At 62.8% G+C, this 25,888-nt stretch carries 21 protein-coding genes and 4 pseudogenes; 6 read left to right on the forward strand and 19 right to left on the reverse strand.

What is annotated here, in order from left to right:
- Positions 1-655: 655 nt before the first annotated feature.
- Positions 656-1,133: pseudogene (locus GWG65_RS30120) on the reverse strand (Lrp/AsnC family transcriptional regulator).
- 1,295 nt (positions 1,134-2,428) lie between these two features.
- On the opposite strand from GWG65_RS30120, the pseudogene GWG65_RS30125 reads away from it, so the two are divergent.
- The 6 genes and pseudogenes from GWG65_RS30125 to GWG65_RS30150 all read left to right on the forward strand — a co-directional run.
- Positions 2,429-2,940: pseudogene (locus GWG65_RS30125) on the forward strand (3-methyl-2-oxobutanoate hydroxymethyltransferase); the annotation flags it as partial.
- A gap of 13 nt (positions 2,941-2,953) precedes the next feature.
- Positions 2,954-3,805 carry a pantoate--beta-alanine ligase gene (gene panC, locus GWG65_RS30130; protein WP_148743629.1) on the forward strand — a complete coding sequence of 284 codons (852 nt, stop codon included), beginning with the start codon at positions 2,954-2,956 and terminating at the stop codon, positions 3,803-3,805.
- Between the two features lie 1,075 nt (positions 3,806-4,880).
- Positions 4,881-5,081 (forward strand): hypothetical protein, encoded by a 201-nt coding sequence (locus GWG65_RS30135; protein WP_275199135.1) that lies wholly within the window; start codon positions 4,881-4,883, stop codon positions 5,079-5,081.
- Positions 5,082-5,123: 42 nt separating this feature from the next.
- Positions 5,124-5,381 carry a hypothetical protein gene (locus GWG65_RS30140; RefSeq protein WP_275199136.1) on the forward strand — a complete coding sequence of 86 codons (258 nt, stop codon included), beginning with the start codon at positions 5,124-5,126 and terminating at the stop codon, positions 5,379-5,381.
- A gap of 743 nt (positions 5,382-6,124) precedes the next feature.
- A pseudogene (locus GWG65_RS30145) lies at positions 6,125-6,899 on the forward strand (polysaccharide deacetylase family protein).
- Between the two features lie 1,173 nt (positions 6,900-8,072).
- Complete coding sequence (locus GWG65_RS30150; RefSeq protein WP_148744572.1) at positions 8,073-8,642, forward strand: GNAT family N-acetyltransferase; 570 nt, start codon at positions 8,073-8,075, stop codon at positions 8,640-8,642.
- A 483-nt stretch (positions 8,643-9,125) separates the two neighbouring features.
- Here the strand turns inward: GWG65_RS30150 and GWG65_RS30155 are convergent.
- The 18 genes and pseudogenes from GWG65_RS30155 to GWG65_RS30240 form a co-directional block, all read right to left on the reverse strand.
- A pseudogene (locus tag GWG65_RS30155) lies at positions 9,126-10,216 on the reverse strand (sigma-54 dependent transcriptional regulator); the annotation flags it as partial.
- Positions 10,213-11,913, reverse strand: a complete 1,701-nt coding sequence (locus tag GWG65_RS30160) for a hydrogenase maturation protein (RefSeq protein WP_275199137.1) — start codon at positions 11,911-11,913, stop codon at positions 10,213-10,215. The pseudogene GWG65_RS30155 and the gene GWG65_RS30160, both read right to left, overlap by 4 nt.
- 8 nt (positions 11,914-11,921) lie before the next feature.
- Positions 11,922-12,962: a hydrogenase expression/formation protein HypE gene (gene hypE, locus GWG65_RS30165; RefSeq protein ID WP_275199138.1), complete on the reverse strand. Its 1,041-nt coding sequence runs from the start codon at positions 12,960-12,962 to the stop codon at positions 11,922-11,924.
- Positions 12,959-14,101: a hydrogenase formation protein HypD gene (hypD, locus tag GWG65_RS30170; RefSeq protein WP_275199139.1), complete on the reverse strand. Its 1,143-nt coding sequence runs from the start codon at positions 14,099-14,101 to the stop codon at positions 12,959-12,961. Before hypD ends, hypE begins: the two co-directional genes overlap by 4 nt.
- A complete protein-coding gene (locus tag GWG65_RS30175; protein ID WP_085398637.1) occupies positions 14,098-14,334 on the reverse strand; it encodes a HypC/HybG/HupF family hydrogenase formation chaperone in 237 nt (78 codons plus the stop codon). The genes hypD and GWG65_RS30175 overlap by 4 nt, the downstream gene beginning before the upstream one ends.
- A complete protein-coding gene (gene hypF, locus GWG65_RS30180; RefSeq protein ID WP_275199140.1) occupies positions 14,334-16,586 on the reverse strand; it encodes a carbamoyltransferase HypF in 2,253 nt (750 codons plus the stop codon). The genes GWG65_RS30175 and hypF overlap by 1 nt, the downstream gene beginning before the upstream one ends.
- Positions 16,587-16,588: 2 nt before the next feature.
- Positions 16,589-17,509: a hydrogenase nickel incorporation protein HypB gene (gene hypB / locus GWG65_RS30185; protein ID WP_275199141.1), complete on the reverse strand. Its 921-nt coding sequence runs from the start codon at positions 17,507-17,509 to the stop codon at positions 16,589-16,591.
- A complete protein-coding gene (gene hypA / locus GWG65_RS30190) occupies positions 17,509-17,850 on the reverse strand; it encodes a hydrogenase maturation nickel metallochaperone HypA (protein WP_275199142.1) in 342 nt (113 codons plus the stop codon). Before hypA ends, hypB begins: the two co-directional genes overlap by 1 nt.
- Positions 17,843-18,937, reverse strand: a complete 1,095-nt coding sequence (locus GWG65_RS30195; protein ID WP_275199143.1) for a nickel-dependent hydrogenase large subunit — start codon at positions 18,935-18,937, stop codon at positions 17,843-17,845. Before GWG65_RS30195 ends, hypA begins: the two co-directional genes overlap by 8 nt.
- The gene (gene hybE, locus GWG65_RS30200) at positions 18,934-19,461 is read right to left on the reverse strand and encodes a [NiFe]-hydrogenase assembly chaperone HybE (RefSeq protein ID WP_275199144.1); all 528 of its coding nucleotides are present in this window, start codon (positions 19,459-19,461) and stop codon (positions 18,934-18,936) included. Before hybE ends, GWG65_RS30195 begins: the two co-directional genes overlap by 4 nt.
- Positions 19,458-19,667 carry a rubredoxin gene (locus tag GWG65_RS30205; RefSeq protein WP_239625902.1) on the reverse strand — a complete coding sequence of 70 codons (210 nt, stop codon included), beginning with the start codon at positions 19,665-19,667 and terminating at the stop codon, positions 19,458-19,460. Before GWG65_RS30205 ends, hybE begins: the two co-directional genes overlap by 4 nt.
- On the reverse strand, positions 19,664-20,527 hold the full coding sequence (locus GWG65_RS30210; protein ID WP_275199145.1) for a hydrogenase expression/formation protein: 864 nt from the start codon (positions 20,525-20,527) through the stop codon (positions 19,664-19,666). Before GWG65_RS30210 ends, GWG65_RS30205 begins: the two co-directional genes overlap by 4 nt.
- On the reverse strand, positions 20,524-20,967 hold the full coding sequence (locus tag GWG65_RS30215) for a hydrogenase accessory protein (RefSeq protein ID WP_275199146.1): 444 nt from the start codon (positions 20,965-20,967) through the stop codon (positions 20,524-20,526). The genes GWG65_RS30210 and GWG65_RS30215 overlap by 4 nt, the downstream gene beginning before the upstream one ends.
- Positions 20,968-21,241: 274 nt before the next feature.
- The gene (locus tag GWG65_RS30220; RefSeq protein ID WP_275199147.1) at positions 21,242-21,538 is read right to left on the reverse strand and encodes a HypC/HybG/HupF family hydrogenase formation chaperone; all 297 of its coding nucleotides are present in this window, start codon (positions 21,536-21,538) and stop codon (positions 21,242-21,244) included.
- Positions 21,517-22,146 carry a HyaD/HybD family hydrogenase maturation endopeptidase gene (locus tag GWG65_RS30225; protein WP_275199148.1) on the reverse strand — a complete coding sequence of 210 codons (630 nt, stop codon included), beginning with the start codon at positions 22,144-22,146 and terminating at the stop codon, positions 21,517-21,519. Before GWG65_RS30225 ends, GWG65_RS30220 begins: the two co-directional genes overlap by 22 nt.
- Positions 22,147-22,160: 14 nt before the next feature.
- Positions 22,161-22,904, reverse strand: a complete 744-nt coding sequence (cybH, locus tag GWG65_RS30230; RefSeq protein ID WP_148744603.1) for a Ni/Fe-hydrogenase, b-type cytochrome subunit — start codon at positions 22,902-22,904, stop codon at positions 22,161-22,163.
- Between the two features lie 9 nt (positions 22,905-22,913).
- Positions 22,914-24,704, reverse strand: a complete 1,791-nt coding sequence (locus GWG65_RS30235) for a nickel-dependent hydrogenase large subunit (RefSeq protein ID WP_275199149.1) — start codon at positions 24,702-24,704, stop codon at positions 22,914-22,916.
- A gap of 29 nt (positions 24,705-24,733) precedes the next feature.
- The gene (locus tag GWG65_RS30240) at positions 24,734-25,825 is read right to left on the reverse strand and encodes a hydrogenase small subunit (protein ID WP_148744607.1); all 1,092 of its coding nucleotides are present in this window, start codon (positions 25,823-25,825) and stop codon (positions 24,734-24,736) included.
- Positions 25,826-25,888: the final 63 nt, after the last annotated feature.

The raw sequence follows: 25,888 nt of genomic DNA on the forward strand, positions 1-25,888 counted from the left end.
TCCAGGGCGACAAAGCGCCGGAGGCTCTGTTCATTCAGAACAGGGGCCATCTCCCGATAGCGCTTCCGCGCGGCGCGCGCCTGAGCGGCTCGAATCATCCCACGACGCTACGTCGCGCGACTCATCAAAAAATCCTCGCGATCTCTGGCAATTATGACGCAGTTGTTTATGGACGGGCCCTTAGGATAGGGACGCTCTCTCGGAGATTCGATCGGGGCAACGGCGGGTAATTGTTGAAATCGCAGAGCTCAATCACAACATCGGTGCGCAGCAAGCCGATTTGAAACGGATGGCGGATCAGATCGAGGCGCTGACTGCGAATATTGTGTCTTTGCAGAAATCTACCCGTCGCTACGTCTTGCCACCGACTCCTTCTGCGCCGGCACCCCATCCCGTTTTGAGGCCAGCAAAGAGACTGATCCAGCCCTCTAAACCAGAAGGGCCAGTCTCGGTCGGGGGCGCGCCGCTGACCCCCGAGCCAGACTCCGACCAGCGTTGATACAAGCGATGGCTTTGTCGTGGCCGCCTTTTCAGGTTGTCTCGCTCGGCCTTGCAAGGCCTCGACCGTGGCTCGGTTGATGGTCTTGCGCGTCGTTAGCGTTCGCGAAGAAAGGCAAACGCAGCGATCCGCGGTATGAACAACCTGAATCAGCGGTCAATCCTCCGGGGGAGCTTCGACTGGTACGGCAAAGCCCGCTTTTATGCGATCCAACACGACCATCGTCTTAAAGCCCTTTATGTCAGGGTTCACATAGAAAAACTTCCGGGTGAACTCCTCATAATCCTCCATGGTGCGGGCGGTAACGTATAGGACAAAGTCCGCATCGCCGGTGACGTAGAAGCCGTTGACGACTTCACCTGACGATCTAACGGCCTTCTTGAATTTGTCGATTATATCGGCACGCTCCCGCTCCAGACTCACAAGCACAAGCATTTGAATAGGTCTGCCTACCGCCTTCGGCGAAACGATCGAGATGTCGGCCTCGATGATGCCTTCACAACGGAGCCCTCTTCGGTCGCCGCTGACACGCGGTGGCAGAAAGCCCGGCGAGTTCGCCGACTGCCTCGGAAGTTATGCGGTTGTTTCTTTGCACGATCTCTAGGATGCGGGCATCTATCCGATCGTACCGCATAATCGGACCCCAACCTTGAGGTGAATTTCACCGCAAAATGGCTTCACGGCGCAGAAAATCCTCGGAAGCCAGGTTCAGGGTCATTTTCAACTAATGACCGGGGGCGACCCGCGATGGAGGGACGGTGGTCTTCTAAAGTAACCGTCCGATGGGTGGGCGGCGGCCGGTCATTGCGCACTGCGGGGCTCTGATTAGGCACCAGACAATTCCATTTTCAGGGCAGCAGTTCGTGACCGTCGGGTTTCGGATTGCCGCCCTTTGACCGCGTAATCGCAAAGAGGGTGATGCTGATAACTCCAAACGAGTTGCTGTACGCACCCCACCGGCGCCAGTTGAATTCCGTCGAGGAAAGTGGCCCGCACGCGGGATTTAAGCGTCAACGCGCGACTCATTGCATTAATCAAGATCGAAATATCGTTAGAGTCAACAATTAAGACTTGTCCGGCGAAGCACCCCGATGGAGCGCGCCGCTTCGCCAAGGAGGCGCAATTCAGAGCTCAAACTCTTGCGCCCAGTGTCCGTACATGCCGCGAACCGGGTACTAGGCATCGCCAGCGTCGCACTTCACGTGCGGGCATGGTGTTGCAGCGAAGAAAAGGGGGCTATCCACGTAATGCCGACAGGAGGCGAGGAATGCACAACAGCTCTCATAGTTCGCACCGCAGTTCAGTAAGGTGCTGCGCGATATGCGGTGGAAGGTTCGGGCTGATCCGTTACTACTGCTGGCGAACGGCCCTTTGTTCCAAGAAATGCGTCGACCGCTTCAAGGCGCGGCGGGAGGCCGACCATCAATGGTTTCGCTGGTTGCGAGCGGCTTAATACATGACTTAACGGGGCCCCGCTATGAAATTTATACTCGTGAAGCAAAGGACCCCGCGCGGCGACAAAACCTGCATCGAATGTTCTCGGTCCTTAGGTGCAGGTTACGTGCGAGATGTGCTAACGCGGAGAGGATATTGCGACTACAATTGCTATCGACGCTGACACTTAATGGACATCGCCTTCCCGTGCCTTGCAGCGCGTGCCGATTCTAAGTCCGACACGAAAGATCTCGTTCCTCTTGGGCTCGCAGCCTTGCTGAGTACGGCTTCGTGGTTTGGGCGGCCTCGATCGAGGTCAATGGATCAATCCGGCGGAGCCGTGCCGGCGAACCGTCTACGGCTAAGGGACCTCCCTCGGCTTAAGCTGAGCTTGGTCGTGCGGTGTGCGTCAACGTGACCCAAAACCGCTCCGCATGAGGAAAGAACGGCTGAAAAGTTCTTATTCGACGCTCCAATCAAAGGCCGGATACATTTATCCAAGGCCGCTTAGTCAAGCGCGTCGAAATGGTGCGCGCCTTTCGATCGCGAAAATTCCGTGATGGGCCACCTCGGCCTCACCCCCTCAGAGCGTCAATGTCATGGGTGGGTTCAAGGTGCGGGCCGGAAGGCCGATGACGCTTTGCGTTTGCTCGATGACGCCACCGTCTACAGGAGGCCGGCTGCATCGCTCTCGTCCTGGAGGGTATTCCGGCTGAGCTCGCAGCGCGAGCGACCGAATCCATGAGGATACCGACGATCGGAATCGGCGTCGGACCCAATTGCTCGGGCCAGGTGCTGGTACTTCACGACGCGCTAGGATTGACCGAAGGTCATCGTCCCAAATTCGTTCGGGCCTATGTAGATTGCTTTCAGCTGTTGCAAGAGGTGTTGTCGCGCTGGGCTACGGATGTTCGTAAGGGTGCATTTCCGCACCACAAGAGTCCTATCGACTTCCTGAAGGCCTTCGCGATAGATTCGCGAACTGGACCCCCTGTAATCCAACGTGATCGAAGACACAACATGCAAACAATAACGACGGTAGCTGAGCTGCGTCGCGTTCTCGCGAGAGCTCGCAAGGCTGACAAGCGCATCGGGTTCGTTCCGACCATGGGTTACCTGCACCAGGGCCACCTGACACTGGTCGAGGCGAGCAGGGCTCAAACCGACGTCACGGTCGTGAGCATCTTCGTCAACCCCGCTCAGTTCGGGCCAAATGAGGATCTCAGCACGTATCCGCGCGACTTCTTGCGCGATCAAGAGCTGTGTCGCGATGCGGGCGTTGCGATCGTCTTTGCGCCGGATGTACAGGAGATCTATCCGACTCAATTTGAGACCTTCGTCGAACCGGGCGAGCTCGCAAAACCAATGTGCGGAGCTTTCAGGCCTGATCATTTTCGTGGGGTGGCGACTGTCGTCGGCAAGCTGTTCAACATGGTGCAGCCGGATGTCGCCTTTTTTGGGCAAAAGGATTTTCAGCAATGCGCGGTGGTGCGCCGCATGGCAATTGACCTCAATCTTCCAATCGAGATCGTCACCGTACAAACCGTGCGGGAACCGGACGGGCTCGCGATGAGCAGCCGCAACCGCTATCTAAGCGAGGAAGAACGCCGGCGCGCTCTTGCCATCAGCCGTGGGCTGTTCGCCGCAGCGGATAAGTTTCGCTTAGGAGAGCGCGACGTGGAACAGCTGATTGCGATCGCAAGGGAGCATTTGAATACAGTCGATCAACTGCAGTACCTTGAGCTTGTCGACGCTGATACGCTCAAGCCCGCCGAGAGTCCTCTGCGGCGTACAGCTGCACTATGCGCCGCAGCCTACGTCGGTTCGACACGGTTGATCGACAACGTGATACTGCCGTTGTCGACCCCTTAGTGCGGTTCGCAACCAAACGACGGAATGAGCTCAGAAATGAAATATGAAGTTTTCAGTGAATGGGTTTTTTTCGTGGACGAACAGTTTTTGAGGGACCGGGGTCGGATTATTCGCCATCTAGCGGACAGGCAGACCCTTCGTCAGAATGAGACTGCGGGACTTTGCGGGACGGTACGTATTAGCCGGCCATCTCAGGCGACGAAGAAGGTCTGGGTCCGAATCCTGCAATTTTCATTTGGGACTGCGATGCACTTTCCGGTCCCTTCGGCGCACATCGAGCAGAATTCCGCGGCCAGCCCACCCGCCTATTTGGCCAGGCGCCCTGTCGCTTTTGCCGCACCCGATTGAGGTGTAGCCAATTCGAAAACGCGATGACGCGTGAGCGACGATCTGGAACTCGCTTCTTATGACAGCCGACGGCAAATGTTCTTTCCGAGAAGCGTGCTCCGAAGACGCGGAGGCGACTTACTGCATCACGAAGGCGTCAATCGCCGGCCTTGCAGGGGCGTCCTATCGGAATCAAATCGAGAATTGGATGGGTAAGCCCACGCCGGCTTTCTACGAAGAACTGATGCCAAGGGACGAGTGACCGCGTGTCTGCGCGACGGTGTTGTGGTTGGATTTGTCGACGCCCAGCCTGGTGAGGTAACTCGGTTATTTACCTTGCCTCGAAAGAGTTTACCGAAAGCTCGGGTTCAGAAGCCTGGGCAGAGGCGACTTCTCCCATGGTCTCGGCGGCGAGCCGATTGAGATCGTACAGATGGAATTGTGAATTCCGGTGCTGGGGTCGGCGAGTTCGCCTCCCAAAGGTACGTCGCGTATGCCAAGACCAATTATCTGGCGACCTGGCGATCGCGGCCACGGCGATTTGTCGGCCAGCACAAGCGCGCCATCGATGCGCTGAACTCCATCGAAACAAGCCGCTCGAACGCAGAATTTAGGCGTCAGGAGAAGCTAGAGAGCGCTCTGTGGCGAGGCGCCGGAGTCGCATAGTTCTCATCCGATCAAACACACTTGAATCGCGAAATGCGAGATGTGCATTATCTTCCTCGCTAGGGATGGGGGAGATCTCCAAATGTTGGATGCCGCTACCACCGCGCTTCTGCGCGCGATCCTCGACGAGGTCTGCGAGAGCCTTTCCCCATACGATACCGGTGCCCGCACCTACGTCGCCTCGAAGATTCTGGAGGCCGCTATCAGAGGCGAGACGACGCCCGACCGCCTCAAACAAATCGGCCGCGAAGCCCTTTCCCAAAGACCGACCATGTGGAGGTAGTCCCTCAAATGACATTTCCAGGTCACAGTCCTGAAGATCCTGGTGAGCTATCCGGACGAATTCGCACCGATGACTGAGCTAAAGCGTGACATGGCCATTTTTGACGACTCCTGCCTTACTCACTTTGATTCAAAAGTTGACGCCGGATCGGATGGAACCTGCGGAGCGCGCAAATGGCAGGCGTTCAATCAGACCTGGTCTGTTAGGGCTGCAAACGCGGTTCGCGCCAAGGCTCTCAATCCTAGAGCTCTCATGAGCGATTTCTTTGTCTTCGCGGCAAGACGGCGGAGCGAGCCGTAATCACGCTGGAAAACGCATTCCCTTCTAACAACGGCAGCAATAGTGCGCCGATTTTCGAGTATCAACTTATGTGTTGATCGGTCAAACGGCGAAACGCAGCGATTGCTGCTCTCTCGTCTGAGGTGCAATCGAGGATATTTCATGCGCAAATCATGACCTTGTTTCCGGTAGCTTCCTGGCACTGACCGCGGCCAGCGTCGCGCTGCTCGAGCCTGCTCGTCTACATCGGACCACGAGGAGCCGATCGAGATCGTGCACAAGGAAGTGTGAAATCCCGATGGTCTCGCTGCTGTGAACGATGTATTGGCGGCTTCGCGAAGAAGCCGTATCCGAAATCCATCGAAAAAGGCATTAGAACACGGAATTCAGGCGTCAGTGCCGCGACATTGCATTAATCAATATCGCCATATGGCTACTGTGCAGGGGCGAACGTAACCATAGCAGGAGCCGACGTTTGTGGGGACCGGCAAAGTACAATTGCGCGGCTTAACCCATCCAATACGACGAAGCAGCAAATGATCTGGCTGCAGGACAATCTGATGCGCTCGGGAGCGAAGTAGTCCGATCCGAGCGCTGGTCGACCGCGACGGGACAGCTAGTCCGGAATGGAAACGAGGCGGCTGAAACCGCCGGCAAGCTAATGTAACTCCAGCCAGGGCGGCAGGACTATCTTGTTCAAAGCCGCAACCAGAGACCTGTCCGGGCACAACCTTGATGGCAGATGTCTGGACGAATGGATCCTGCTGCTTGTGAGCGCCGCGACGGCGGTGCTTGCCGGCATCACGGCTGCGGACGCGGCCGACTGCCCGCGCAAGGACGCGCTCGGAACTTCACGCGTGCTCGCCGTTGACGTCAAGACTTATCCGCGGGTCGGACTAAAGAGTTTTCCTCAGACCCCGCCCTTGGCCGACCACGAAGTTGTGCTGGCCTTCGACGATGGGCCGCGGCCGCCGTACACGGAAAAAGTGCTTGACAGCGCGCGCGCAGGAGTGCGTCCGAGCCACATCCTTCCTGGTCGGCAAGTCGTTGGCCCAATTTCCCGAGCTCGTGCGGCGCGCGGCCGCGCAAGGCCACACCATCGCGCACCACACATGGTCGCATTCGATGGCGTCGAAGATCAGCTTCGAGAAGGCGAAAGAGGACAACGACCGCGGGATCGCGGCCGACGAAATAGCGCTCCATGGCATATCGACAATTGCGCCCTCGACGCCGTTCTTCCGCTTCCCCAATTTCGGCTCGACGCCTAAGACGCTCGATCTGCTTCAGGATCGGGGTATCGTCGTGTTTGGAGCGGACCTGTGGGCCAGCGACTGGGAGGAAATGACGCCAGACCAGGAACTGAAGCTCATCACCAGCCGACTGAATGCTGAGGGGAAGGGCATCATTCTGTTTCACGACGCCAAGGCACATACCGCCGCGATGATGCCCGCCTTCCTACGGTACCTGCACGACAACGGCTATCACGTCGTTCACATCGTTCCGACGGCGCCGGTGCAGAGGAATGCCGATACGCATTGATGGCGAAATGTCACGGCGGGCGCAGAATGGAGTAATCCCGAATCAACTAAGCCTTGGTTCATGCTAGCCGGCGCAACCATGGAGGGCGAATCGCGCGTCAGCCGTTTCGGGCCCGCTCTGTCATAGGAGGGCTACGAACCGCAAAGTGGCGTAGTAGGTTACTTCAGACGTATGCCTCATCCTTCTTGCCGTTTGCGCGCTGGCAGGAGTGTAAGCGCCCATAGCCCGGTATCTTCGTCGTGCAGCACTACCTGATTCTGGAATGGCAGAAGCCCGCCGCTTTATCGGTGACCTTAAGCGTTCTTCTGCTGAAATGCCGCGACCGTCTTACGCTGTAACGCGTGTCCGCAAGCGTTAGAACAGTCTTCCAACAAACAGATCCGTAAAGTGATCCAAGGGAACGATAGAGACGATCTGGCACGACACGGCCTGACGATACTCTCAGAAAGCATTGAACCGCAATGCGATGGTTCGCCGTGAACCCGGCTCATCAGGACGGGACATTGTCTATTCGAAGAACACGAGAGAAGCTGGCCTAATCGCGAGCTCAACGACCAAATTGCACCCGTCGTCGGACGTCCGCGATGGTCTACGTCGCGGCAACAAATGGCGCGTCCGATGAGAAATTAAAGAAAGCTGATTATCTAAACACAAGAAAAACAGTGTGTCTTGGACTCGCGCGTTCGACAAGTTTCTGAGAGCATTGATCTCAGGCAATGCTGCTGGTCAGGGACGCTCATGATGCTCGCGCGCAGCCATCGCAATGGGGCCGCTGAACGTCGTTGCTCGGAATTGGATCCGGAAAATCGCTGGTCGGCCTGCCGTTTGAGCTGCTCTACAAGGGGAAAGTAGATCCATCCGTGTTCGCAAGCGGTCAGCCGCACTCCTGCAACGTCCGAGCGAGCATGAACACGATGTGGGGCGACACGCAGGTCCAAAGAAGAGAGCGCTCCGTGCAACCATTACGATATTCGATAAGTTATCGTTCGAGTTTCTGAGATGTTTTTAGCTAGGAGCGACACGAAGACGCTATCACCTCAGTGTGAGCTAAGGCGTCATCTGACCTTCAACGGCGCGGCGTATCTGTTTTGAATCGGGTGCTGCGGCAGCCTCCTGCCCCATGCCGTCTCTGGATCACGTCGTATGTTGGTTAAACTTAGAAGAGGATATGACATGGTGACCACGCGTGAAGTGTCTATCGATGACGCCACAACGGTGACCCACATGGTTGCTGCACTACTTGCCGAACTTGAGGGCGGACAAAAGCAGGGTGGACTGGATACCCAGCTTGTTGTCGAGCTCCTGGCCATGAAAGAGCGCGTCTATGGTTTTCTGGCTTTCACGGAGGAACGTCCGGTCGGCCTCATTATGTTGTCGGAAAGCGCCGCCCTTTTTGCGGGCGGAACCTACGGTATTATCACCGAACTCTACGTGGTGCCCGATCAGCGATCGTCTGGGGTCGCGATGCGTCTCATTGAGGCTGCGGTGGGCCTGGGTACGCTAAAGGACTGGGTCCAGCTTGAAGTGGGGGCGCCGAGGCAACCCATGTGGAGCCGTAGCCCCAACTCAGCATTGTACTTGAAGGCCGGTTTTGCAGAGATCGGCCCACGCCTCAAGTTGCCGTTACACGGCTTAGCTAGTCAACGTGCGAAAAGTAATGCTGCGGGGAGATCGCGGTTAGATCCTCGGCGGCAACGCGCGCTAGGCCGCTGTATCCCGGATTCGTCTTCGAGAATTGCGTGAGCGTCGATTTGCCGGCGCCCGGTTGACCCGCGACGAAGTTTGTAATGCCGGCTTGTCGCGCGCGGTGAGCGATCGGCAATTGTCGGAGGAGATCCTGGCGGACGCGGTCGAGGCGGCGCTGAGGCTTGCGAATGGGCCGTGATGCGTTGGAACCTCCGTTGGCGATGTGTGGCAATTTCCTGGTGGCTGCAATGAATCTCGGCCGGAGCAACACTACGAAACTTGATGTGCCCGCACCGGCCGGGTTAGCGTTTCGCACGGCCTTAGAACTTCCCCAAGTTCGCTTAATTCGCACTGGATCGCCGCCTGGGTCTCTCAGGCGGCGGTCCGGATCAAAGCCCGTCAGGGGCTCCCTCCATCTCGTCATTTCGTCGCAGGGCGCGGCGCCATTGTCGGCATTGCCGCCTTGGCCATCATGAAACATGATGGGCCTTGGCCGGAGACGACTTGTCTTCGGGAAGGTGGAGATGACACCGTACGCGCAAAGCGCAGATTCGGCCGGTTGAAGGAGCTCTTGACCGCCGACAGCACGCCCTCCGCAATCAGCGGGATGTCCATCGGGCGCTCGCGTAGCGCCGGCATGTGCACCGGGAATGCGGCGAGGCGGTAGTACAGGTCGCGCCGGAAGCGACCGGCCTCGACCTCGGCCTCCAGGTCGCGGTTGGTCGCCGCCACCACGCGAACGTCGACCTTGCGCACGCGCTGCGCGCCGAGCGGCCGGATCTCGCTCTCCTGCAGCACACGCAGCAGCTTGACCTGGAACGCCGGGGAGGTCTCGCCGATCTCGTCGAGGAAGATCGTGCCGCCATCGGCGACCTCGAACAGGCCGATGCGATCCTGGTAGGCGCCGGTGAAGGCGCCCTTCTTGCAACCGAACAGCTCGCTTTCCAAGAGCTCGTCCGGCAGCGCGCCGCAGTTCTCGACCACGAACGCCTTGTTGGCCCGCGCCGAGCCGTAACGGATCGCGCGGGCCAGAAGCTCCTTGCCGGTGCCGGAGTCTCCGGTGATCAGAACCGAGATATCGTAGTCGGCGGCGCGCCTGCCGAACCCGATCAGGGCGTGCATCGGGCTTTCCGTCGAATGCACGATGCGGTCGAAATCGTAGAGCTGCTTGGCACTCCGCGCTTAACCGAGACGACCTTCTTGATGTGCCCCGAGGTCGCCTTGACGTCGACGCCGGCGGTCTCGGTCTCCTTCTGCAGCCGATAGAGCTGAACCGCCTCCTTGACGGTTTCGACCAGTTGGTCCGGCTGCCAGGGCCTGGTGATGTATTGATAGATGCCGGCCTCGTTCAGTCCTGCGATGATGTCCTCGGACTCCGAATAGCCGGAAATGATCATCCGCACCGGATCCGGCCAGAGCTCGCGGACGCGCTTCAGGAAGCTCACGCCGGATTCGTGCGGCATCCGCTGGTCGCAGAGGATCGCGTGGACGATCTCGCCCTCCAGCAGCTTCTCCGCATCGGTCGCATTGCCGACGCAGAGCACCTCGAAATCCTCCCTGAGCACGCGCCGCAGCGCTTCCTGCGAGCGGACCTCGTCGTCGACGAAAAGAATGGTTCGCTGAATGCTCACGATGGCACCGCCATGCCGACAGGCCGATCTGGCGCACGCCGGGACCGGTGACCAGCGATGGTCAGCGGCGTGCGCGACTTCGGCACCTTGTGGATGAAATTGTAGCGCGCGACGTGGTAGCTCGGATCGAAGCCGTAGAAATTCAGCTTCATCCGCCGCAGCTCCTCGTCGCGGTAGGCTTGCAGGGGCTTCTCGGCCTCATCGGCGGCGCGCCGCTGCCGCTTGGCGGCGAGGCGCATGGCAAAGCCGGCATCCGACGCCATGGTGGCGCCGCGCTGTACAAGGCTTATATCGGCAAGCTCCTCGCCCGATAGCACGCGATCGACGATGCCGAGGCGCCGCGCGTCCGCCAGGCCCATCGGGAGCCGGCATTGCGTGATCCGGGTTGCGTTCGCGGCGCCCGCACGGCGCGGCAGCAGATAGGTCCAGTATTCCGAGCCGTAAAGATTGCCCATGTCCTTGTAATGCGGATTGAGGACGATCTGGTCGCTTGCCCAGACCTCGTCGGCGGCAAGACTCAGGAAGACGCCGCCCGCACCCGCATTGCCGCGAATGACCGAGACGACCAGGCGGTTGGTGGTCTCGATGATCGCGCGGGCAAGATCGTCGATCGCATTGATGTTGCGCCAGGACTCATCCGCGGGGCTGTCGGCCGCCTCGATTTCTGCAAGATGAATGCCGTTCGACCAATAATCCCGGCCGCCGGTCAGGAGCAGCACGCTGGTCGGGCGCGCCAGCGCCGCGCGATAGGCCTCGAGCAGGGCCTCACAGTCGCCGGTCGCCATGGCGCCGTTGTAGAAGGAGAACGCGAGCTCGCCGACCTCGCCATGCTCGCGATACCGGATCGGGGCGTAGCCGCAGCCGGGCCGGTGCGGCAGATGCGCCGCCTCGGCGGCGAAGAGTTTCGCCGCCGGCAGCTTCAGGCTCTTCGGCGCGAGCTTCCTGACATGCCCGATCCAGACCGCACCATCGACCGTGGCGCGCGCCAGCGCGCCGTCGCATTGCGCGACGACGGTGCCGGGCACGCCGAAGATGCCGTGCGCCTTATGCGCATCGAACAGCCTGACCTCCTGGAAGGACAGGCTGTCGACAAGGCCCGGCATGCCGTCGGCGCTGTCGATCTTGCGCAGCACGGTCGCGGTGGTGTCGTGCTGCCAGTCGATCGCCCGGCCCGCCTGGCGGCAAGGTCCGCGCACGCGAATGCGCGGGTCGTCCGTGTCCATCGGCTGCGGGGCAGGCCGTCCGGATTCGATCGCCGCGACGGCTTCGAGCACCGCCGCAACCGCGCAGGGCGTCACCTCATTGCGGTAGATGCTGGACTTAGGCGCGCGCCGCATCGGGAAGCTGCGGAACGCCCAGACCGGACCGGCGTCGAACTCGCCATCCGCCTGCAAGACCGTGACGCCCCACTCGCTTGCACCGTCCAGAATCGCCCAGTCGAGCGCCGCCGGACCGCGATCGCCGGGCGGACCGGGATGGACGACCAGGCACTGCAGGCTGCGCCAGACGTCGTTGGGAATCGCCTGCTTCAGGAACGGCGCGATCACAAGGTCCGGCCGATGCAGCGCCACGCTCTCGCGCGTGACCTCGGCATGGATGTCGAGCTCGACCGCGACATCGTGGCCTCGATCCCTGAGCTCGACATGCAGCCGCTGCGTCAGGCTGTTGAAGGAATGCGACAGGAGCAGGATGCGCATGATTTGCCTCAACAGATTCTCGGCAATTGCTCGCCCGACAGCCAGTCGACGATCCGCCCGCCGCCGAAGCTCGTGGCCATCTGCACGAAATGATGATCGTCGGCCACGGCCTCGCCGATGTCGGCGGCGTCGCGGCCAAGCGGATGCGCCCGCATCGCGGCCAGCACTGCAGCAGCATTTTCGGGCGCCACGATCGCGACCAGCTTGCCCTCATTGGCGACATGGAGCGGATCGAGCCCGAGCAGCTCGCACGCTGCCGCGACGCCCGGCTTGACCGGGATCGCCTCCTCGCGAAGATGGAAGCCTAGGTCGGACTGCTGGGCGATCTCGTTCAGCGTGGCGGCAAGCCCGCCGCGGGTGGGATCGCGCATCAGGCGGATGCCGCGGCCGCCGGCTTCGACCATCTTCGCGACGAGATCGTTCAGCGCCGCCGAATCCGAGACGATCTCGGTCTCGAAGGCGAGATTCTGCCGCTTCGACATGATCGCCACGCCGTGATCGCCGAGCGTGCCCGAGATCAGGACGCGATCGCCGACGCGGGCATTCTCCGCCGAGAGATCGAGCCCGTGGGGCACGACCCCGACGCCGGCGGTCGAGATGAACAGGCCGTCGGCCTTGCCGCGCTCGACAACCTTGGTGTCGCCGGTGACGATGTGAACGCCGGCCGTGCGCGCAGCCTCGCCCATCGATTCCGCGATCATCTTGAGGTCGGCGAAGCGGAAGCCTTCCTCGATGATAAAGCTTGCAGAGAGGTAGAGCGGGCGTGCACCGGCCACGGCGATATCGTTGACGGTGCCGTGCACTGCAAGCGAGCCGATATTGCCGCCGGGGAAGAACAGCGGCGAGACCACATAGCCGTCGGTCGTCATCACCATGCGCCCGGCACCAACGTCGAATGCCGACTGGTCGTTGCCGCGCGCCAGCCATTCATTGCCGAAGGCCTCGTGGAACAGACCCGAGATCAACTGCGCCATGGCCCGGCCGCCCGAGCCGTGGGACAGGTCGACGCAGCCGTTCCTGATGTCGAGCTTGCGCTGGTAGGCCTTCATGACACGCGCCTTTGCTGGTGGTCGCGGAAGCGGCCATAGGTCCAGTGTGCGGCGCAGGCGCCTTCGGAGGAGACCATGCAGGAGCCCATGGGCGTCTCCGGCGTGCAGACGGTGCCGAACAGCTTGCAGTCGACCGGCTTCTTCACGCCGCGCAGGATGGCGCCGCATTCGCAGGCGGGATTGTCGTCGACGCGCAGCTCGTGCATGTCGAAGCGCACCTCGGCGTCGTATATGGCATAAACGCGCTTCAGCTTCAGCCCGCTATAGGGAACCTGTCCGAGCCCCCGCCATTCGAACTGATCGCGCAGCTCGAAGATGTCGGAGACCTCCTCCTTGGCGCGCAGATTGCCGTCGCGGTTCACCGCGCGGCTGTACTGGTTCTCGACCTCGTGCCTATCCTCGTTGACCTGCCGCACCAGCATCAGGATCGCCTGCATCATGTCGAGCGGCTCGAAGCCCGCGATCACCACGGGCTTGCCGAACTCCTCGGCAAAGAACTCGTAAGGGGCCGTGCCGATGATCGTCGAGACATGGGCCGGCCCGACGAAACCGTCGATCTCGACCCGGCCGACGTTGCGGATGTCGGGACTTTCCAGGATGTTCTGCATCGCCGGCGGCGTCAGCACGTGGTTGCAGAACACGGTGAAGTTTTCGAGCTGCTTCTTCTCCGCCAGCCGGATCATGACTGCAGTCGGCGGCGTCGTGGTCTCGAAGCCGATGGCGAAGAACACGACCTCGCGTCCGGGATTGTCCTCGGCGATCCGGATCGCGTCGATGGTGGAATAGACCATGCGGATGTCGGCGCCGCGCGCCTTCGCCTTCAACAGCGATGCGCCCGGCGAGCCGGGAACGCGCATCAGGTCGCCATAGACGCACAGGATGACGTCCGGCCGCTCGGCGAGCCGGATCGCCATGTCGATGCGTCCGGCCGGCAGCACGCACACCGGACAGCCGGGGCCGTGGATCATCCGCACGTTCTTCGGCAGCATGTCTTCGAGGCCGTAACGCGAGATCGCGTGGGTATGGCCGCCGCAGAATTCCATGAAGCGATAGTGCTTTTGCGGATCGGCTGCCGCGCGGATCGCTTTCGCAAGCCCGAGCGCGATCTCCTTGTCGCGAAACTCGTCGGCATATTTCATGACGCGGCTCCCTGCCCCTCGGCGCTAAGCTCGCGCAGCAGCTCGAGCGTCCGCATTGCCTCCTCCGGATCGATCTTCGTCAGGGCATAGCCGACATGGATGATCACATAGTCGCCGACGGCGAGATTCTCGATCAAGGCGACCGATATCTCCTTGCTGACGCCGTCGATCGAGACGATCGCCATCTCGTCGGGCAGGAGCTTCGTGACCTCAGCAGGTATCGCGAGACACATCAGGCGGTTCCTTCCAGGCCGTACTGTTCGAGTTGGAGCGCGGCGATCCAGGCCTGGCCCAGGCTGAGACCGCCGTCATTGGGCGGCACTTGCCGCGGCAGCAGCGGCAAGAGACCGGCGGCGATACAGCCGCGCTCGATCTCGCAACTGAGGATCGCGTTGAGAAAGCAGCCGCCGCTCAGGGCGACGGCCGTGACGCCGGTCTCGCGCGCCGCACGGGCGATCCAGTCGACGCAGGCAGCGGCGAGCGTGCCATGGAACAGCCCGGCCCCCTCGACCGGATCGATGCCCTCGGCCGCAAGGCACGCAAGCAACGGAAACAGGGACAGCACCCCATCCTCGATCGTCCAGCCGTCTTTCATGGAGCGCGGCGCGCGAACCCGCGCCTCCAGTTTCATCGCGGCTTCGCCCTCATAGCTCTGCACCTGGCAAAGACCGAGCAGCCCCGCCGCCGCGTCGAACAGCCGGCCGGCGCTGGTCGTCACCGGTACGCCCGGCTGGTCGAGCAAGGCATGGAGACGCGCAGCCTGCGGCTGCGCCGCAAACCGGGTCGCGATCGCGTTGCCGCGGGCCAGGCCATGCAATGCGCTTGCAGCCATGCGCCACGGCTCGCGCGCGGCGCGATCGCCGCCCGCCATCTTCATCGGCGCCAGATGGCCGAGCCGCCGGAACTGCGCGCGCTCGCACAGCAGGAGCTCGCCCCCCCAATTGCCGCCGTCGCTGCCCTGGCCGAAGCCGTCGAGCACCAGCGCCAACGCAGATCCCGCGAGGCCATGCTCCGCCATCACGGAGGCGGCATGGGCATGATGGTGCTGGACTGCGATCAGCCGCAGCCCGCTCGCTTCGGCGAAGCGGGTCGAGGCTATGTTCGGGTGCAGATCATGGGCGATAACCGCCGGCTCGACGTCCAGCGTCGACAGCAGGTGGCCGATGGTTTCCTCGAAGACACGGACGCCTTCGGCGGTGTCGAGGTCGCCGACGTGCTGGGAAACGAAGGCCTCGCTGCCGCGCGTGACCGTCACGGTCGACTTCAACGCGCCGCCGACCGCAAGGATCGGCGGCACCGGTCGCGCCAGCCGAACCGGCTCCGGCACGTAGCCGCGGGCACGGCGGATGAACTGCGTCCGGCCGGCGACGACGGCCGCCACGGAATCGTCGGCGCGGGTGACGATGTCGCGATCATGGCTGACGATGAGGTCGGCGATGCCGGCAAGCCGCAGCTCGGCCTCGCGATTGTCGATCAGAAGCGGCTCGCCGCCGGGATTGGCGCTGGTGGCGACGATCGCCCAGCTCTCGCCAGCGAGCGGATGCGCCGCATCCAGCGCCTCGAAGATCAAATGAAGGAGCGGAGTGACCGGCAGCGCGATGCCGATCCGCGCCAGCTCCGGCGCGATCGCCGGCGAGAGCCGATGGCGCGATGTCATCAACACGATCGGCCGCGGCGACGTCTCGAGCAAGGCGAGCTCGGCAGCATCGGCGTCGGCGATGCCGGCGACCGCGTCCACCGAGCCGACCATGACGGCAAACGGCTTCTGGTCGCGCTGCTTGCGCTGGCGCAGGCGCTGCACGGCCGCCTCGTCCCGGGCATCGCAGACGAGCTGATAACCGCCGAGCCCCTTTACTGCGACGATCTTGCCTGCGGCGATCGCGGCAGCGATGTCCTCGATACCGTGGCTGAGCCGCGGGCCGCATTGCGAGCAGGCGATCGCCTCGGCATGGAAGCGGCGGCTGTCGGGATCGGCATAGTCGCCCGCACAGGCCTTGCACATCGCAAAGCGCTTCATGGCCGTGGTCGCGCGGTCGTAAGGAAGCCGCTCGGCAATGGTATAGCGCGGACCGCAATGGGTGCAGTTGACGAAGGGGTAGCGATAGAACCGGCTGGCTGGATCGAACAGCTCGCTCAGGCATTTTGGACAGGTCGCGGCATCGGCGACGATGCGTGTCGACACCCTGCCCTGGTCGCTCGCGCGGATATAAAACCCCTCGCTCGCCACCGCCCCGACCGGCTGCACCGAGATCTCGTCGATCCGGGCGAGCGGCGGCTTTTCCAGCGGCAGTGCCCTGACGAAGTCCGACGCGCGCTCGCCCTCGACCTCGATGACGACGCCATGGGAATCGTTGGCGACGAAGCCGCCGAGGCGGTAGCGCGTGGCGAGGCCGTAGACATAGGGGCGAAAGCCGACGCCCTGTACCGCGCCGCGCACGTGCAGGCGCAGCCGCCGTCCGTCCCGCGCCGTGGCCTCGCCGCCCATCGTCACTCCGCCGCCGTCATCGCGGCAGGCGTCGTCGCCGCCATCCGCTTGCGGATCCAGGCAAAGAACGCCGCAAAGCCTTCGCCGGTGCGCGCCGACACCGTCAGCACCTCGATCTTCGGGTTGACCCGGCGCGCATAGTCGATGGTCTGCGCCACATCGAAATCGAGCACGGCCGCGAGATCGATCTTGTTGATCAGCATCAGCGACGAGGCTGCGAACATGTCGGGGTATTTCAGCGGCTTGTCCTCGCCCTCGGTGGTCGAGAACACCACGATCTTGCAGGCCTCGCCGAGATCGAACGCCGCCGGGCAAACCAGGTTGCCGACATTCTCGATGAAGAGCAGGCCGCCGTTCAGCCAGGGCAGCCGGTCATAGGCCTCGCCGACCATGGCGGCGTCGAGGTGACAGCCCTTGCCGGTATTGACCTGGATCGCCGGCACGCCGGTCGCGCGAATGCGCTCGGCATCGTTGGAGGTCTGCTGGTCGCCTTCGATCACGCCGATCGCAAAGGTTGCCTTCAGCTCGGACAGGGCGCGGACCAGCAGCGAGGTCTTGCCGGCGCCGGGGCTGGAGACCAGGTTGAAGGCGAGCACGCCGTCGGCCGCGAAGCGGGCGCGGTTGTCGGCCGCAAGCCGGTCGTTCTTGCCGAGGATGTCGCGCTCGACCTGGATGATGCGGTCGCTGCTCATGCCGGCGATCTTCTGGCCCGCGGGATTGGCGCCGCAGTCGAGCAGCCCGGCCTCATCGGGGGCGTGGTCGTGGGCACCACCGTGGTAATGGTGGTGACCGTGGTCGTGGCCATGACCGCGGTGATGATGATGGTGCCCGCCGTGCTCATGGCCATCGCCGTGATCATGATGATGACCATGCGCATCTTCGATCGATGCCTTGCCGTCGCTGCAGCCGCAGACCGTACACATCAGTCGACCTCCAATTCCCTGACGCGCATCTCTTCGCCGCCCGTCACCTGCAATTGGTAGCCGCCGCAGGACGGGCACGGCTCGTAACGCTGCCCGATCTCAACGGTTTTGGAACAGGCCATGCACCAAGCCGTGCCGGGCGTCTCGACGATCTCGAGCCGCGCGCCTTGCGCGATGGTCCGCGCGGCCACGGCCTCGAAGCAGAATTTCAGCGCCTCCGGCGCGACATGGCTCAGCGCACCGATCTCCAGACAGACGACGTTCACCTTGGTGAAAGCGCGCTTGCGCGCTTCCTCCTCGACGATACCGACGATGCCTTCGCACAGCGCCATCTCATGCATGGCCGGCCTCGCGAAATTGCAGGCTGAAGCCGACGCATGGATCGAAGGAGCCGACCAGCGCGCGAACCGCGTCCTGTCCCTGCCGGCCGGTCGCGAGCGTCGCGCCCTTGAGGCTCCTGACCAGCGGTCCGCGGGCGTGAAAATTCCACTCGGTCGGTGCCAGGAACTCGAAGTTGACGACGCGATCCTCGTCGTCCAGTGCGACGGCGTGATGGAGGCGCCCGCGTGCGCATTCGACCGCGGCTGCCCCCTTGCCCGCGCCGAGCCGGTAGCTCGCGACGACGCCTTCATCGAGATCCGCATCGCCACGATCGAGCCAGGCGCAGAGCCGCGCGACCTCGGCAATCCGCGCCTTCAGACGCGCGGCGGAGCCCGCTTCCGCCGCCGAGACCGCTTCACGGCGTGCCCTGCGCGCCCAGACGCCGGTTTCCGGAATCCGGCCGCAGAGGTCCGGCGCATCGGAATAGGCCGCACCGTCCGCCAGCAAGCGCGTGACGATGTCTAGATCGTCCGCCACCGTCAGGAAGGATGGAGCGGCCTCCGGCTCTGACACCAGCTTGCCGTGGCATCCCGCGACGGAGGCGGCGAGCGGGCTGCCCGGCGCGAGCGTCTCGTCTTCTTCGCCGGCGATCCCCATCGCGCCGAGCGCGGCCTTGATCTGCACCACCGCGTCGCGATGCAAGGCCGGCGGGACGGCCTCGTCCGCGCCCCCAAGCAGCGCGCTTGCCTGCATTACGGCGCGCACCGCCGGAGCGTTTGTGCCGTCGAGCGCGAGCCGTCCGACGAACAGGCCGCGCAGCAGTTCGGTCAGCCGCTCGACGACGACTGCGGTGACGCGGCGCCGCACCGTTGCGGGAGCCGCCTCCCGCCCTTGCGCGGCTTCCACCGCCGACTGGAACGCCACGTGATGGGCGATCGAGCACAGCGAGAACAGACGCGGCAGCACCGGAAGCAGCGAAGCCGCGGGCTTTCCCGCAAACAGCCGCGTCAGCGGCGGCCGGTTGCGCGGCTTGATCGCGACGTCGGCGATCGTGGCGCCGGACAACAGCACCGTAATATCGATCTCGTTGCGGAAGGAGAGACTCATCCATGCCGCTCCGTCAAGGCGCCCCGCAGGAAGTGACGCCGATCGATCGGGCTTGTCGCGGGCTCGCGGCGGCGAACCGCCTCCTCGCTGTCCGCCGGCAGCATCAATTCGGCAAGCGCGGCTTCGGCCGTCGCTCGCGCGGCATCCATGTCGGCGAATTGGAACATCGGCGAGAACAGCGAGCAGCTCGCGATCCGGCCGATCCGGGCGACCTCGCTGAGGGTGAATTCGATATCGCGCGCGGGAAAACGCATTCGCACGGTCGCGCCCGAAGTGGCTGGCGTCACCGCGCCCGCCGGCATCGCCACGTTCATGAACCACGGCGTGACCATGGTGCCGACGATCGTGCCGTTGAAGGGACGGAAACCGACCGCCTCGACGCCGAGCGCATCGTTGTAGATGGGTAGATCGCGCATCGCGCGCTCGCCGATCTCCCGGTAGCCTGCGGTCAGAAGCTCGCCCCACGCCGCGGCGTCGGCGTCGCCGGCAGGACCCGACGCACTCGCTGGCGCGCTGCCTGTCATGTTTCGATCGCCATGAACTTGGATTTTGGCGCGTCGCAATTCGGGCAGTGCCACTCCTCCGGCAGCGCCGCGAACGGCGTGCCCGGCGCGATCTGCGCTACCTCATCGCCATCCGCCGGATCGTAGACGGTCCAGCAGATGCCGCATTCCAGCCGCGTGACGTCGGCGACGTCCTGGCGCACGCCAAAATTCTCGAAGGCGCTCATTTGAAGTAGGCCTCGATGATTTCCTGCAGCCGCTCGGCGGAATCCTCGAAATCCTCGTCCGCTGCCAGCGCAACCGTCGGCACGCCGCCGACTTCGAGCGTATCGAGAATGATAGTGTCCATGGCGTTGAAGAACTGCACCGACCAGACATTGCGGATGCCGGTGGAGAGCACCCGGCAGGTGCCGTAGCCGCGCGACACCAGCTGAATCGGTCCGTTCCGGATCGTGTCCTGCAGGAAGCTCATGTCGACCGGGCTCATCGGCAGCAGCGTGAAATTGATGATCTGCGAGCGAATGCCGGGGCGCCAGGCCTGTGCCCGCTCGCGGATTTCGGCGAGCACCGGCAGCACGTTCATGGCGCCTTCCGGCACCTGCCCGATCTCGAAATCGGCGGATGTCAGGTCGGCAGCCGCACGCTTGACGATCTCGGGAACCGCGCCGATCTCGAGATATTCGGAAGTGGCGTCAGTCTCGAGCCGCACACGCCAAATTCCCGCCAGCGCCGATTCCTGGATCTGCGCCAGCGATCCGTCCGGCAGCGCGACGACGCCGGCGACCTCGCCTTCGCCGAGCACGTCGGCCACCAGCTTGCTCTCGAGATCGTTGAGATTGGCCAGCCGAAACAGTCTTGTCGGCGCGTTCGCCTTTTGATCCGCGATGGCATCCGCGATCCTCGAGAGCAGCGCGACCGCGTTCGGGCAGCTCTTTGCAAGCTCCGCACTGTCGAGCGTTGCAAGCTTTGCGAGCGCGCCGGCCGCCGTCAGGCTGCCCTTCGCTGCATTGAGACTCTCGTCGCCGATCGGAAACACGTTGACTGGTTGCTCGGCGCCTTCGGGCGCATCCCAGAAGCCGGCCTTCATAGCCCGACCTCTTGTGCGCGATGCTGGGGAACGATGGTGACGGCGACTGCGGCGCCTTGCCCGCGCGGCCGGTCGATCAGCTTGGTGATGCGGTCGGCATAGACCGACCAGTCCTGGATCTTGGCGATCAACCCCAGCGTCTTGCCGTTGGCGACGAAGATCAGCGTCGGCTGCACCCGCACCTCGAAGCGCTCGCCGAGCACACGCTCAGCGTCGCGTGCGATGATCGCACCGCGCAGCCGATTGCGGGCTGCGATAAGCTCGGGCAGCACCACGGCGACATCGATTGCCTCCGGAAAGCGGTTGGGATCGCCCGCCGACAGCAGCACCGCGACCGCACCGGCCTCGTCCGCTCCGCCAAGAAAATGATCGACCGTCGCAGCATCGACCTCGGGCAGACCACTCCGCGCCAGATCATGCTTTCCCACCTGGAATTCCACGAACCTCTCCTGACAAGCTTGTGTTTTTGCCGAACTAGAGGTTAGCAAGCCACGTGCCAGGATCGGTTATCACATGTCCGGATTTATCCGATTGATCCAGATCATGTATTTCTTGGCGCCGACTGTAAGCCAAGCTTCAATGGAAAGATACTTGCCATATCTGGTGAGAGCTGTCTTTGCAGGTAGAAATCGACCTTCCAGGCGCACAGCGGCCGCCGAGGCCGGCCGGTCACTGATGTCGTCAACGCATCAAACGGGAGAAGCAGCGGCGATCCTAGTCGGACCGCAGGTGCTCGGGTAGTTGCGGCTCGCGGTCGATGAGGTCGGCGAAGAAGCGGTCGCAATCCTCGCCGTCGAGCGCCGCGCTGAGACCTTCGATCGCATTCGCGATCAGGCGTGCCTCGTCCTCGTCCAGCAGCCGGATCGCGGCGTCGATATAGACCAGCACCTTGGCGCCGACCGGAGGATTCGAGAGCAGCAGCACAGAGACGGGGCGCTGCTCGCCGCGATACGCGCACAGCGCCGAGATCCCGTCGGTCTCGACAATCGTCATGGGCAGGCCGAGGCACATGGGCAAATCTCCGGCAGTGTGGCCGATCGGGCCGGCCGCGTCTCGTAATGGAGATGATCGATGTCATTGGCGAGCAGCCGCTCGATATCTGCCAATGGCTCGGCGCGCTGGCTCACCGTGAGGCCCCATTCGGCCAGGATGGCGCAAGCGAGATTGATCGCCGGCGCGATCTGGTCGCGCACCGGCGGCGTCAGCGGCCCGCCCCAGTCTTCGAGATCGAGCGGCTGGCAGCCGATCAGCACCAGATGTTTCGGGCAACGGCCGAGCAGGTCGGCCGCGCTGATGACTTCCTGGAAGCCGGTCTGGTGCAGGCTCATCTTCTTGGCGCCGGTGAAACGCGGCACCTCGTCGTCACGCACAAGCTTCAACTGGCCGGGCTCGAGGCCATAGTCGATCGCGTCGAACACGATCAGGCGGTCCGCCTCTTCCAGATAGTTGACGAGATAGAGCCCCTGCGTGCCGCCATCGAGGATGGTGACGTTGTCGGGCACGGCGTAGCGGCGGTGAAACTCCTCCACCGCGCGCACGCCAAACCCTTCGTCGGCCCACAGGATATTGCCGATGCCGAGCACCAGGATGCGATCGTCTTGCGAGAATGTCGGCTTCACTTGGCGTTCCCGTCTCAGTCGCGGAATTGCCGTTCGCCCGAGATCATCGAGGAGATGATGCTCTGGCGCGACATGATGTCTTCGCGGATCGCGGCGTAGATGTGCACCATCACGAACACGACCAGCGCCCACATCCCGAGATGATGCCAGGTGTGGACGTCCTGGCTGTTCGGCCAGATCGCAAACACCCAGCCGAACAGCTTGTGCTGCCAGCTGTCGATGCCCTGACCTTCCGAATATAGTGCAAAGCCGGTGACGATCATGAAGGCCACGAACAGCGTGAAGCCCGTGACCATCGCGGTCTGCGCCAGCGGATTGTGGCCGACATGCATCTTCGGCTCGCGCTCCAGGAACGCGTACCAGCGGATTTCGTGCAGCACTTCGTTCCAGAACTGCTTGCGGTGAACCGGGATGTAGAAGATCTGCCGAGAGTGGTGGTTGCCGACGAAAGCCCACAGGATGCGCGTGAGGAAGAATACCGCAAGCACCTGCCCCGCGGCGAAATGGGCGAAGCGGATGTAGCCCATCACGAAATTGTCGGACGCCTCGCCCGCGACCGTCGGCAACGGCGTTCCGATCAGATAGCCGGTCACCATAAGCACGATAATCGAGAACGCGTTCACCCAGTGACAGATCCGTACCGGCGCTTCGTAGACATAGACGCTGGGACGACCCACCGCACGTTCTCCGGAAGCATCGGCTGCGATCGCCGCGAGGTCGGGCCTGGCGTCCGAGGCAGGAGCAACTGCATCCATCATGATCCTCTCCTACCTGACCTTGACCTTGGCGAGCTCCTGGCCGTCCGGGCTCATGACGTGCGTCGAACAGGCCAGGCACGGATCGAAGGAATGGATGGTGCGCAGGATCTCCAGCGGCTGCTCGGGATTGACCATCGGTGTGTTCATCAGCGACGCCTCGAAGGCGCCAATATTTCCCTTGGGGTCGCGCGGCGAGCCGTTCCAGGTCGTCGGCACCACGCACTGGTAGTTGTCGATCTTGGTGTCCTTGATCTTGACCCAGTGCGCGAGCGCGCCGCGCGGCGCCTCGGTGAAGCCGACTCCCTTGGCCTCCTTCGGCCAGCTCTCCGGCTTCCACTTGTCGACATTGGCGGTCGAGCTGTCGCCGGCCTTGATGTTGGCGACGAGCTTGTCCTGGAAGTAGCGCATCTGGCGTCCGGCCCAGACGGATTCGAGCGCACGCGCCGCCGTGCGGCCGAGCGTCGAGAACAGCGCCGACATCGGCAGGTTCAGATCCCGAAGGAACTTGTCGACGGGATCCTTGAACTCCGCCTTGTTCTGCGCGTAGCCGACGACCCAGCGCGCCAGCGGGCCGACCTCCATGGCGTGACCGCGCCAGCGCGGCGCCTTGATCCAGGAGTACTTGCCGCCTTCGTCGAGCTGCTCGATCGCCGTCTTGGTGCCCTTCGCGTTGGGTCCCAGCACGTAATTCGGCTCGGTGACGCCGTCCCAGGGATGAAGTCCCTTGGTCTCGTCGGGATATTTGTACCAGGAGTGCACCACGAACTCCTGGATCTCGTCGGGATTGGCGTGGTCGACCGGAAGCACCTCGGACAGGTTGCCGTTGATAATGGCGCCGCGCGGCAGCTTCAGGCTCTTGGCGGAATAGTCGTTGGCATGTTCTGGCACATCGCCATACGAGAGCACGCTCTGGCTCGAAAGGCCGCCGCCATAGAGCCAATCCTTGTAGAATGAGCCGATCGCCGCCACGTCGGGCAGATAGACCATTTCGTTGAACTCGATCAGACGGTCGATGATCGAGGAGATCAGGTTCAGCCGTTCCATGTTGATGGCGCCGACAGCGCCGGTGCCGTCGACATTGATCGGACAGGGCACGCCGCCGACGAGCCAGTTAGGATGCGGGTTCTTGCCGCCGAAGATGGTGTGAATCTTGACGATCTCCTTCTGGAAATCGAGCGCCTCCAGATAATGCGCCACGGCCATCAGATTGGCTTCGGGCGGCAGCCTGTAGGCCTTGCTGCCCCAATAGCCATTCTTGAACGGACCGAGCTGTCCGGACTCGACGAACTTCTTCAGCCGGGTCTGCAGATCCTTGAAGTAGCCGGGCGACGACAGCGGCCAGCTCGAGATCGACTGCCCTAGCGTCGAGGTCGCCCGCGGATCGGCCGAGAGCGCGGAAACGACGTCGACCCAGTCCAGCGCGTGAAGGTGATAGAAATGGACGACGTGGTCGTGCACCTGCAGGGCAAGCTGCATCAGGTTGCGGATCGAATTGGCGTTCTCCGGGATGGTGATCCCGAGCGCGTTCTCGACCGCGCGCACCGAGGTCAGCGCGTGCGTGCCGGTGCAGACGCCGCAGATCCGTTCGGTGAACGCCCAGGCGTCGCGCGGATCGCGGTTCTTCAGGATCACCTCGATGCCGCGCCACATCGTGCCAGTGGAGACCGCGTTGCGGATGACGTTGTCGGCGTCGACATTGACCTCGACCCGCATGTGACCTTCGATACGTGTCACGGGGTCCACGAGGATGCGCTTGCCGGAATTGTCGAGATTGAAGCCGTTGGGAGTCTGGATAACCATGATTGTCCTGCCCTGCTGTGTCTTTTCGATCAGCTATTGTGGTCGGCGTCTTCGCGCTTGGTCGCGAGCCGCTTGACAGCGGTCACAGCCGCATGCGCAGCCACCGCGGCGCCGACGGCGCCGGCCGCCACCATGCCGATCTGATCGGCGTTCTTCTCGATGCCGAACTGCTTAATATTGGTGAGACGGTCGTAGAACGAGCCCTTGTCCCAGAAGCCGTCCTCCGAGCAGCCGATGCAGCCGTGACCCGACTGGATCGGGAAGGACACGCCGCCGTTCCAGCGCACGGTCGAGCAGGCGTTGTAGGTGGTCGGCCCCTTGCAGCCCATCTTGTAGAGGCAATAGCCCTTGCGCGCGGCCTCGTCGTCCCACTCCTCGACGAACTGCCCCGCGTCGAAATGCGGGCGCCGGTAGCACTTGTCATGAATGCGCTGCGAGTAGAACATCTTTGGTCGGCCCTGGCGATCGAGCTCGGGCAGCTTGCCGAAGGTGATGATGAAGGTGACGACGCCGGTCATCACCTCGGCGATCGGGGGGCATCCCGGCACCTTGATGATGGGCTTGTTGGTGATCACCTTGTCGATCGGAGTTGCCTGTGTCGGATTGGGCTTTGCCGCCTGCACGCAGCCCCAGGAGGCGCAGGCGCCCCAGGCGATGATTGCCATCGCGTCCTCGGCCATCATCTTCAGCTTCTCGACGAACGGCTTGCCGCCGTCGATGCAGAACATCCCGCCTTCGTTCAGCGGCGGATTGCCTTCCACCGCGAGGATATACTGGCCTTTGTGCTTGGCGCGGGTCTCCTCGAGGATGGCTTCGGCCTGGTGGCCCGCAGCCGCCATGATGGTGTCGTCGTAGTCGAGCGAGATCATCGACAGCACCGCATCCTTGACCAGCGGATGCGCGGAGCGGATGAAGCTCTCCGAACAGCAGGTGCATTCGAGGCCGTGCATCCAGATCACGGGCACGCGCGGCTTAGTCTCGAGCGCGTTCGCGATGCGGCTCGCCGCCAGCGGTCCGAGGCCGAGGCTCGTCGCCGTCAGGCTGCAGAATTTATGAAAGCTCCGACGCGTGATGCCTTGCCGCCTGATCACGCTGTAAAACGTTTCCGTCGCCGCGCCCATGAATCCTCCCGCCTTCGGCTTTAACTTTTCGATGACGCAAAGGGTAGCAAGAAGCAGGCCAAC

This window comes from Bradyrhizobium sp. CSA207 (assembly GCF_029051685.1).
GTDB lineage: Bacteria > Pseudomonadota > Alphaproteobacteria > Rhizobiales > Xanthobacteraceae > Bradyrhizobium.

Bases quoted from the DNA above. Each gene is read 5' to 3' on its own strand.
- panC (WP_148743629.1), top strand. From the start codon at position 2,954: ATGCAAACAATAACGACGGTAGCTGAGCTGCGTCGCGTTCTCGCGAGA.
- GWG65_RS30135 (WP_275199135.1), top strand. From the start codon at position 4,881: ATGTTGGATGCCGCTACCACCGCGCTTCTGCGCGCGATCCTCGACGAG.
- GWG65_RS30150 (WP_148744572.1), top strand. From the start codon at position 8,073: ATGGTGACCACGCGTGAAGTGTCTATCGATGACGCCACAACGGTGACC.
- GWG65_RS30160 (WP_275199137.1), bottom strand. From the start codon at position 11,913: ATGCGCATCCTGCTCCTGTCGCATTCCTTCAACAGCCTGACGCAGCGG.
- hypE (WP_275199138.1), bottom strand. From the start codon at position 12,962: ATGAAGGCCTACCAGCGCAAGCTCGACATCAGGAACGGCTGCGTCGAC.
- hypD (WP_275199139.1), bottom strand. From the start codon at position 14,101: ATGAAATATGCCGACGAGTTTCGCGACAAGGAGATCGCGCTCGGGCTT.
- GWG65_RS30175 (WP_085398637.1), bottom strand. From the start codon at position 14,334: ATGTGTCTCGCGATACCTGCTGAGGTCACGAAGCTCCTGCCCGACGAG.
- hypF (WP_275199140.1), bottom strand. From the start codon at position 16,586: ATGGGCGGCGAGGCCACGGCGCGGGACGGACGGCGGCTGCGCCTGCAC.
- hypB (WP_275199141.1), bottom strand. From the start codon at position 17,509: ATGTGTACGGTCTGCGGCTGCAGCGACGGCAAGGCATCGATCGAAGAT.
- hypA (WP_275199142.1), bottom strand. From the start codon at position 17,850: ATGCATGAGATGGCGCTGTGCGAAGGCATCGTCGGTATCGTCGAGGAG.
- GWG65_RS30195 (WP_275199143.1), bottom strand. From the start codon at position 18,937: ATGAGTCTCTCCTTCCGCAACGAGATCGATATTACGGTGCTGTTGTCC.
- hybE (WP_275199144.1), bottom strand. From the start codon at position 19,461: ATGACAGGCAGCGCGCCAGCGAGTGCGTCGGGTCCTGCCGGCGACGCC.
- GWG65_RS30205 (WP_239625902.1), bottom strand. From the start codon at position 19,667: ATGAGCGCCTTCGAGAATTTTGGCGTGCGCCAGGACGTCGCCGACGTC.
- GWG65_RS30210 (WP_275199145.1), bottom strand. From the start codon at position 20,527: ATGAAGGCCGGCTTCTGGGATGCGCCCGAAGGCGCCGAGCAACCAGTC.
- GWG65_RS30220 (WP_275199147.1), bottom strand. From the start codon at position 21,538: ATGTGCCTCGGCCTGCCCATGACGATTGTCGAGACCGACGGGATCTCG.
- cybH (WP_148744603.1), bottom strand. From the start codon at position 22,904: ATGATGGATGCAGTTGCTCCTGCCTCGGACGCCAGGCCCGACCTCGCG.
- GWG65_RS30235 (WP_275199149.1), bottom strand. From the start codon at position 24,704: ATGGTTATCCAGACTCCCAACGGCTTCAATCTCGACAATTCCGGCAAG.
- GWG65_RS30240 (WP_148744607.1), bottom strand. From the start codon at position 25,825: ATGGGCGCGGCGACGGAAACGTTTTACAGCGTGATCAGGCGGCAAGGC.